Source organism: Frankia sp. AgKG'84/4 (genome assembly GCF_023242965.2).
Lineage (GTDB): Bacteria > Actinomycetota > Actinomycetes > Frankiales > Frankiaceae > Frankia.
Map to the genome: position 1 here is coordinate 1 of NZ_JALKFU020000197.1, position 8,666 is coordinate 8,666.

At 72.8% G+C, this 8,666-nt stretch carries 5 protein-coding genes; 3 read left to right on the forward strand and 2 right to left on the reverse strand.

Translation table 11 applies throughout. The features are described from left to right. A partial coding sequence (locus MXD58_RS13865) for an HNH endonuclease (protein ID WP_248838040.1) occupies nucleotides 1–469 on the forward strand: 469 nt, incomplete at its 5' end. A 42-nt stretch (nucleotides 470–511) separates the two neighbouring features. Here MXD58_RS13865 and MXD58_RS13870 read toward each other — a convergent pair. Beyond that, complete coding sequence (locus tag MXD58_RS13870; RefSeq protein ID WP_248837627.1) at nucleotides 512–3,952, reverse strand: pyruvate carboxylase; 3,441 nt, start codon at nucleotides 3,950–3,952, stop codon at nucleotides 512–514. Nucleotides 3,953–4,354: 402 nt separating this feature from the next. On the opposite strand from MXD58_RS13870, the gene MXD58_RS13875 reads away from it, so the two are divergent. Together MXD58_RS13875 and MXD58_RS13880 are read left to right on the forward strand one after the other, a co-directional pair. Continuing rightward, nucleotides 4,355–5,539 carry an amidohydrolase family protein gene (locus tag MXD58_RS13875; RefSeq protein WP_248837626.1) on the forward strand — a complete coding sequence of 395 codons (1,185 nt, stop codon included), beginning with the start codon at nucleotides 4,355–4,357 and terminating at the stop codon, nucleotides 5,537–5,539. Nucleotides 5,540–5,607: 68 nt separating this feature from the next. Next, nucleotides 5,608–6,048 carry a hypothetical protein gene (locus tag MXD58_RS13880; RefSeq protein ID WP_248837625.1) on the forward strand — a complete coding sequence of 147 codons (441 nt, stop codon included), beginning with the start codon at nucleotides 5,608–5,610 and terminating at the stop codon, nucleotides 6,046–6,048. 18 nt (nucleotides 6,049–6,066) lie between these two features. Here the strand turns inward: MXD58_RS13880 and MXD58_RS13885 are convergent. Beyond that, a partial coding sequence (locus MXD58_RS13885; protein WP_250609378.1) for a tetratricopeptide repeat protein occupies nucleotides 6,067–8,666 on the reverse strand: 2,600 nt, incomplete at its 5' end.

Sequence of the window (8,666 nt, forward strand, 5' to 3'; positions counted from 1 at the left end):
CCTCCTCACCGACACCCACCACAACCCCCTCCACCTCGGCCGCCGACAACGCCTCCCCACCCGCCGCCTGCGCGACGCCGTCCACCTCCGCGACCGCGGCCGCTGCCAGTACCCCACCTGCCAGCACACCCACTTCATCCACCTCCACCACCTCATCCCCTGGGAAGACAACGGCCCCACCAACATCGACAACCTGCTCCTCGTCTGCGGAACCCACCACCGCACCATCCACAACCACAACCTCACCCTGACCCGCACCACCAACGGCACCATCACCGTCCACGACCACCACGGCAACACCACCCTCACCAGCACACCACCACCACCCCAGCCCAACCACACCGACACCCACCTCACCGACACCACCCGCCACATCACCCCCACCACCATCCACACCCGCGACGGCGGACCCTTCAACCTCGACGACTCCCTCTTCGTCCTCCTCCAACCACACCGAAAAACATGGTGACGCCGGGGCGGGCCCGGAAAGATCCGGACCCGCCCACCGGGCCTACGGTCGCAGGACGAGAAGCAGGTCGCCGACCTCGACGGAGTCGCCGCTGGTGCGGACGAGTTCCGCAACGGTGCCGGCAGCGGGGCTGGTGACGGCGGCCTCCATCTTCATCGCCTCGACGACGGCGAGTTTCTGGCCGGCGGCGACGGTCTCGCCGGGGGCGACGACGAACGTGACGATGCCGGGCAGGCCGGCGCCGACCTGGTTCGGGTCGCCCGGGTCGGCGCGGCGGGCCGCGGTGGTGGTCGCCGTGATCGACGCGTCGCGGACCCGCACCGGCCGGGGCTGTCCGTTGACCCGCAGGTAGAGGGTGCGCATGGCGGCGTCATCCGGCTCGGACAGGGTCTCCAGCTCGACCATGATCTCGACGCCGGGTTCGAGGGTGACCCCGATGGGCTGCCCGGGACGCAGGCCGTACAGGTAGCCCTCGGTCGGGATCACCGACGAGTCGCCGTAGCTGTCGACGGCGCCGAGGTAGTCCTTCCACGGCCCGGGGAACAGCAGCCGGGACAGCGCGGCCCGGCGCCGGGTGCCGACGGCTGCCAGCTCGTCGGCGTCGGCGGCGTCCAGCACCGCGTTCGGCGGGGCCGGGTGGCGCCCGGCCAGCGCCCGCTCGCGGAACGGCTCGGCGAACCCGGCGGGCGGGGTGCCGAGCTCCCCGGCGAGGTAGCCGAGGACGCTGGCGGGCAGGTCGTAGCGCTCGGGGAACTCGCGCAGCGTTTCGACGTCCACCGAGCCACCGACCAGGAACAGCGCGAGGTCGCCGACGACCTTGCTGGTCGGCGTCACCTTGATCGGCTTGCCGAGCAGCTCGTTGGCGACCGCGTAGGCCTCCTGGACGGCCGGCCAGCGGTCGCCGAGGCCCAGCGCGATCGCCTGCTGGCGCAGGTTGGTGAGCTGCCCGCCGGGGATCTCGTGGCGGTAGACGGCGCCGGTGGGCGCCCGCAGCCCGGCCTCGAACGGCGCGTACAGGTCGCGGACGGCCTCCCAGTAGGCCTCCATCGTCGACAGCGCCGACAGGGCGATGCCGGTGGCCCGTGGGGTGTGGTCGGTCGCGGCGACCAACGCCGACATGTTCACCTGGCTGGTGCCGCCGGACATCGGGGCGGCGCAGGCGTCGACGGCGTCGACCCCAGCCGCCGACGCGGCGAGCAGGGTGGCGAGCTGGCCGCCGGCGGTGTCATGGGTGTGGAGGTGGACGGGCAGGTCGAACCGTTCCCGCAGGGCCGTGACCAGCGTCGACGCGGCGGTGGGGCGCAGCAGCCCGGCCATGTCCTTGATTGTCAGGACGTGCACGCCGGCGGTGACGAGCTGGTCGGCGAGGCGCAGGTAGTAGTCGAGGGTGTAGATCTGCTCGCCGGGGTCGGACAGGTCGCCGGTGTAACAGAGGGTGCCCTCGGCGATCGCCGTGCCGGTCTCCAGGACGGCCTCGATCGCCGGGCGCATCTGCTCGAAGTCGTTCAGCGCGTCGAAGATCCGGAAGATGTCGACGCCGGTGGCGGCGGCCTCCGCGACGAACGCCCGCACCACGTCATCCGGATACGGGGTGTAGCCGACGGCGTTGCGGCCGCGCAGCAGCATCTGCAGGCACATGTTCGGCGCGGCGCAGCGCAGCGCCGCCAGGCGCTCCCACGGGTCCTCGGCGAGGAAGCGCAGCGCCACGTCGTATGTCGCGCCGCCCCAGGCCTCGAGGCTGAGCAGGTTCGGGGTGAGCGCCGCGAACGTCGGCGCGGCCGCCAGGATGTCGAAGCTGCGCAGCCGGGTCGCGAGCAACGACTGGTGGGCATCACGCAGGGTGGTGTCGGTGACGGCCAGCGCCTCCTGCGCGCGCAGTCGGGCCGCCCAGCCGGCCGGCCCGAGCTCCGCGAGCAGCTGGCGCGATCCCGCCGGCACGGCGAGGCCGGCACCGACCGGTGCGCCCGGCCCGATCTCGGCGCCGGCGCCGACACCCGCGGATGCCGAGGGCAGTGCGGGCAGCCGGATCCGCGGGTCGACCAACGGCGTCGCCGGGCGGGCGTAGCCGTTGACGGTGCTCTGCGCGAGCCGGGCGAGCATGCGGCTGGTGCGGTCGGTGCCCTGGCCGGGCGCGAGCAGCTCAGGCCGCTCGTCGATGAACGACGTGGTCACCCCGCCGTCGAGGAAGTCGGGGTCGGCCAGCAGCATCGACAGGAAGTCGATGTTCGTCCGGACGCCGCGGATGCGGAACTCCCCCAGCGCCCGGCGGGCGCGTCGGGCGGACTTCTCCAGGGTGCCGCCGCGGGTGGTGAGCTTCACCAGCAGCGAGTCGAAGTACGGGCTGACCTCGGCGCCGGCGTAGGTCGCCCCGTCGAGGCGGACGCCGGGGCCGCCCGGCGACTGGTAGAAGCTGATCGTGCCGGTGTCGGGCCGGAAGCCGTCCGCCGGGTCCTCGGTGGTGACCCGGCACTGGATCGCGGTGCCGCGCAGCGCGATCTTCTCCTGCTCGAGGTTGAGGTCGGCGAGGCTCTCCCCGGCGGCGACGCGCAGCTGCGCCGCGACGATGTCGACGCCGGTGACCTCCTCTGTCACCGTGTGCTCGACCTGGATGCGGGGGTTCATCTCCATGAACGTGTAACTGCCGTCGGCGCTGAGGAGGAACTCGACGGTGCCGGCGTTGACGTAGCCGACATGGCGGGCGAAGCGGACCGCGTCGGCGCAGATGCTGGCGCGCAGTGCCTCGTCCAGGCGCGGCGCCGGGGCGATCTCGACGACCTTCTGGTGGCGGCGCTGCACCGAGCAGTCCCGCTCGTACAGATGGATGATGTTGCCGTAGCCGTCGGCGAACACCTGGACCTCGATGTGCCGGGGCCGGGTCACCGCCTGTTCCAGGAACACGGTGCCGTCGCCGAACGCGGCGGCGGCCTCCCGTGACGCGCTACCGACCGCGTCGGCGAGGTCCGCGGGTCGCTCGACCCGGCGCAGACCACGCCCGCCACCACCGGCGGACGCTTTCACGAACAGCGGGAATCCGACCTGTTCGGCCGCCTCGGCGGCGCCGGCACCGTCGGGCAGCGGCGCGGACGCCCGCAGCACCGGCAGCCCTGCCGCCATCGCCGCGTCGCGGGCCGCCACCTTGTCCCCGGTCAGGCGCAGCACCGCCGGCGGCGGGCCGACGAAGGTGATGCCCGCCGATGCGCAGGCCTCGGCGAGCACCGCCGATTCGGACAGGAAGCCGTAGCCGGGGTGCAGCGCGTCCACCTCGGCCTGCTTGGCGACGGCGAGCAGGGCGTCGATGTCGAGGTAACCCCGGACGGGATGACCTGGGCCGCCGATCTCATATGCTTCGGAGGCCTTCGTCCGGTGCAGGGCGGAGACGTCCTCCGGGGTGTAGACGGCGACTGTGCGCAGGCCCAGTTCGTGGGCTGCTCGGAAGACGCGGACGGCGATTTCGCTACGGTTGGCGACCAGAACCTTGTGCACACGCGGCTCCTCGGACGGGTGCGCCTCATTGTGGGGTCGTGACGCGCACACGCGCCAAAGTAACGTGACCGGGGCCACTCATGCCTGCGCGGGACGAACAACTCCTGCTTCAACGCCACGCGAGTGGCGACAGGCCGCCCTCATCACAGAGGGTTGCGGCAGAGGGCCATCGCTATGCCCGTAACCGTACGTCACCCTCGCGGCGAAGTTGGGTTTTCCACAGTTGTCTTCGCGACAAGAAAGTCTGATAACACGCCAACATCACCGGCTATCGTTCCGACTGTCCCCAGGGAGGCTCCAGTCATCCACAGGTTATCCACAAGTCGTGTGCACAAATTTGGCTGACTCTCTGTCGCAGCGGCTGGGAGGCATGAGCGGCCCGTCCGGGGGGATCTCCCAAGGATGGAGCGTCTCGGAGTCGCCGATCACCCACTGGCCGGCCATCGCCTTGTCGGCCATCAGATCGTCGATCACCCGCTCGTCGACCACCACTGTCACGGGCTCGTCCAGCGTGACCTGACCCGGCCCGAGTTCGAGACCATGCTCACCGAGGCCGACGTCCCCGGCCCGGCCGGGACGACCGTCTTCGACAGCCAGGTCGGGTTCGCTCTGCGTCGCTGGTGCGCGCCGGTCCTCGACCTGCCGCCGCACGCCAACCCGGAGACCTACCTGGAGCGTCGGGCCGAACTCGGCCACGAGGAGGTCCACCGGCGGCTGCTCACCGCCGCGGGCATCGCCACGTTCTGCGTGGACACCGGCTTCCAACCCGAACCGCTGACCAGCGCCACCGAACTCGCCGCCCTCGCCGGCGGCCGTGGGCTCAACATCCTGCGCCTCGAACGGGTCGCCGAACTCGCCGCCGTCGACGTGCTCACCGGCCAGATCGGCGTCAGCCACCTCGCCGACACGGTGCGCGATCGCATCAGCGGACGTGACCCGTCGACGGTCGCGGTGAAGTCCGTCGCCGCCTACCGCGCCGGACTGGACCTGCCGGAACGGCGGCCCAGCGAGCGTGCGGTCGCCGCCGCCACCCGCACCTGGATCAACGAGATCCGGGCCGGCGCGCCGATCCGCCTCCACGACCCGGTGCTGCACTCGTTCCTCATCTGGTGCGGCGTGGACGCCGGGCTGCCAGTGCAGATCCACGCCGGTTATGGCGACAGCGACCTTGACCTCGCCAGCGGCAACCCGCTGCTGCTCACCGGCCTGCTGCGGACGATCGCCCCGACGGGCGTCAGCGTGCTGCTGCTGCACTGCTACCCGTACCACCGAGAGGCGGCGTATCTCGCGCAGGTCTTCGGGAACGTGCACCTCGACCTTGGCCTCGCGGTGCACAGCACCGGCCGCGGTTCCGCCGCGCTCCTCGCGCAAGCCCTCGAACTCGCCCCGTTCGGCAAGTTCCTGTTCTCCACCGACGCCTTCGCCCTCGCTGAACTGTTCCTCCTCGGCGCCGTCCTGTTCCGCCGCGGCCTGGCCACCTTTCTCAACGACGGCATCGACGACGACGCCTGGACCCCCACCGACGCCACCCGCATCGCCAGAATGATCTGCACGGACAACGCCCACCGCGTCTACGGCCTGTCCTGACCACCCGATACCGGCGAACCGGCAGCAGTGGGATCATCACTGGCAGTCTCAGTAACCGGAGGACCGCCATGACCGACGCCCCTGCCGAGAGCCAGCCCGAGCCCGACCCGTCCGCCGACGACTCCGCCGCGGACCAGTCCACACCGACCCCCAAGCCCGACCCCCCGCTGCGCCCCGTCGACTGGGACGGCTCGTTCAGCCACGCCTCGAACGCCCGGATGGACGAGGAATGGTCCCAACAACGCGCCGCCCGGCAGGAAGCGGAATGGGGTCAGCAGTTGCTCGACCGCATCAACGGGGAGCTGATCGACAAGCTGCGGGCGGAGCGGGAAACAACCGGGCGGGACACCGAGACCGGCGAGCAGCGGGAGCCAGAACGTCCCACGGACGCGCGGCCGGCAGGAGACGGCGGCAGGCAGGGCCTCTTCGACCGGCTGGAGAACTTCGGTCGGCCTACCGAGGACGATGACACGCCTTCGCGGCCAGACGGTTCCGGCGACCCGCGCTGACCCACGCGCGGCCGGCCGTCACGGGCCGGGGCGCAGACGACCGGGCTCTGCCGGCGGCGTGCGCTCGGGCGGGGCCGGCCGTTCGAGGTCCGCTGGCCGCTCGCCCCGGGCCTGCTCCGCGCTGTCGGCGACGGTGCGGCGGGCCCGGATCGTGTCGGGATGCATGGGTCCCTCCTCGCGCATCGCGTCGTTGAGGGCCTGCCGGTAGAGCGGGACGGCGTCCGCGGCCCGGCCGGCCTGCCGGTAGGTGCCGGCGAGGGCGTCGCGGCCGACGCGGGTGTCGGGGTGGCGGGGGCCGAGAGTCTGCTCGCGGATGGCGTGAGCGCGTTCCCGCAGGTCGACGGCCTGGGGCAGCCGGCCGGTCTGGCCGTGGACCTCGGCGAGCTGATCCACGGCGCGCAGGGTCCGGGCATCGGCCACCCCATGGGTTCGGGCGCGTTCACTCACCTGTCGTTCGAGATGGTGGCGGGCTGACTCGGGCCGCCCCGCGTTCCGGTAGATGTTCGCGATCTCGTCCCTGGCCGCCAGCGTCGACGGATGTGCCGCGCCGAGCACCCGCTCGTGGCGGTCGAGCACGCGCTCGTAGTGCGGCGTCGCGTCGTCCGGCCGGCCGCTCGCCAGGTAGGCGGTGCCGAGGCCACGTCGACTCTCGGTGGTCTCCGAGTGGTCGGGGCCAAGGTCACGCTCGCGGCCGGCCAGGGCACGGTCGAACAGGGCAACGGCCGCCTCCGGCCGCCGGGCGTCGAGGTGGGCGCGGGCGAGGGCGTTTGCGGAGTCGAGCGTGCGGGGGTGGTCAGGCCCTAGGACATGCTCGCGGCCGGTGAGGGCTTCGTCGAGTTCCCGAGCCGCTTCGTCTGCGCGGTCGGCCTGGTGATACGTCATGCCGAGCTGGTGGCGGGTGTTCAGGGTGTCGGGATGGTTCGGGCCGAGGACGCGTTCGCGGGCGGTCAGGGTCTGGTCGAACAGGGGCGCGGCGTCGCCGGTCGCTCCGATCTTGCGGTAGGCGAGCGCGAGATCGTGACGTCCGCGGAGGGTGTCCGGGTGGTCGGCTCCGAGGATGCGATCACGCGCGGTCATGGTCGAACGCAGGATCCGGGTGGCGTCGTCGCTGCGGCCGACGTCGTCGAGAACGGCCCCGAGTCGATGGCGGCTCTCCAGCGTGGCGGGATGTTCGTCGCCGAGGACTCGTACCCGGTCGGCGAGGTTGGCCTGGAAGCGGGCGCCCGCGTGGTCGAGCTGGCCGGCCTGCTGGTAGGCCCTGGCCAGGGAATCGCGGCTGGTGAGGGTGTCCGGGTGGTCGGGGCCGAGGACGCGTTCGCGGTCGGTGGCGTTGCGGGCGGCCAGCGGGCCGGCTTCGTCGACGCGGCCGGCTTCGAGGGCGACGCGGATGTGGGTTTCGCGGGCGGTGAGGGTGTCCGGGTGGTCGGGGCCGTCGAGGCGCTCGTGGGCGGCGGCCGCCCGCGTGGCGAGGGGGACGGCCCGGTCGGGATGGCCCTGCTCCGCCAGGTAGGCGGCGGTGTGTTCGGCCAGCCAGGCGGTGCGCGGGGTGTCGGCGGACGGTTCGGTCGCCTCCAGGGTCGCGAGGGTGTGCGGGAGCAGTTCGCGCCAGGCCGGCCAGGCGGCCGGATTGCCGGCGATGTTCTCCGGCAGGGCGGCGTGCAGCAGCCGGCCGAGCGTGTCGACGTACCGGTCGGCCTCGCCGGGAGCGGTGTCGGCGCGCACGGCGGTGCGGACCAGGGTGTGCAGGGCCAGGCCGGGGCCGTCGCGGTGGGCGAGGCCGGCGCGTTCCAGTGCGGCGACCGAACCGGCCAGCTCCAGCGGGTCGGAATCGATCACCCGCAGTGGCAGGGGGGTGTCGTCGGCATGTGCGGCGACGCGCAGCAGCTCGCTGGCCGCGGGATGGTCGGCGGCGACCCGACGGATCGGCTCGTCCCACAGGGTGGCGACGGTGACCCCGGGCCGTCCGGGTACGTCTCCCTCGCCGAGCACCCGCTCCGGGGTGTCGCGCAGGACTGCCAGGTAGAGGTCGGCCGGGAGGCGGTCCTGGCCCATCCGGCGAGCCGCCTGTTCCAGGGCCAGCGGATGATCCCCGAGGCGCTGCGCGATCAGGGCGGCCCCGGACCGGTCGACGGTGGGGACCCGATCGGCGAGCAGCGCCACCGATTCCGTCCGTTCCAACGGGTCGAGTGCGACGACCTCGCCGGCCTGGTCCCAGTCGGGGTTGCGGGACGTCACGAGAATCCGGCCGGCGTCGGCCGGCCGCAGCCAGTCGGGCAGCTCGGCCGGGTCCGCCGCGTCCTCGAGGATGAGCAGCCACCGGCAGCCGGTCCGGTCGAGCTGGGCGAGTACGGCCGCGGGTTCGGCGCGGGACGGCAGGTCCAGCCGCGGGGCGAGTTCGCGGACGCGGTCCCCGATCAGCTCGCCGCGCCCCGCGTCGGCCCACCAGACCACGTCGAGGTCGGCGCGGTGGCGGTGCGCGTAGTCGGCGACCAGCCGGGTCTTCCCGATTCCCGCAATCCCGGTCACCGTGGTCATCGGCGCGGCGGCCACCGCCGCGTCGAGCCGGGCGGCGGCCGCTTCCCGGCCGACGAGACGCCCGGCCGTCCGCGGCACCTCCC

What these genes read in the sequence shown, in the direction of transcription:
- MXD58_RS13875 (WP_248837626.1), top strand. Translation starts at nt 4,355, where the DNA reads ATGGAGCGTCTCGGAGTCGCCGATCACCCACTGGCCGGCCATCGCCTT.
- MXD58_RS13880 (WP_248837625.1), top strand. Translation starts at nt 5,608, where the DNA reads ATGACCGACGCCCCTGCCGAGAGCCAGCCCGAGCCCGACCCGTCCGCC.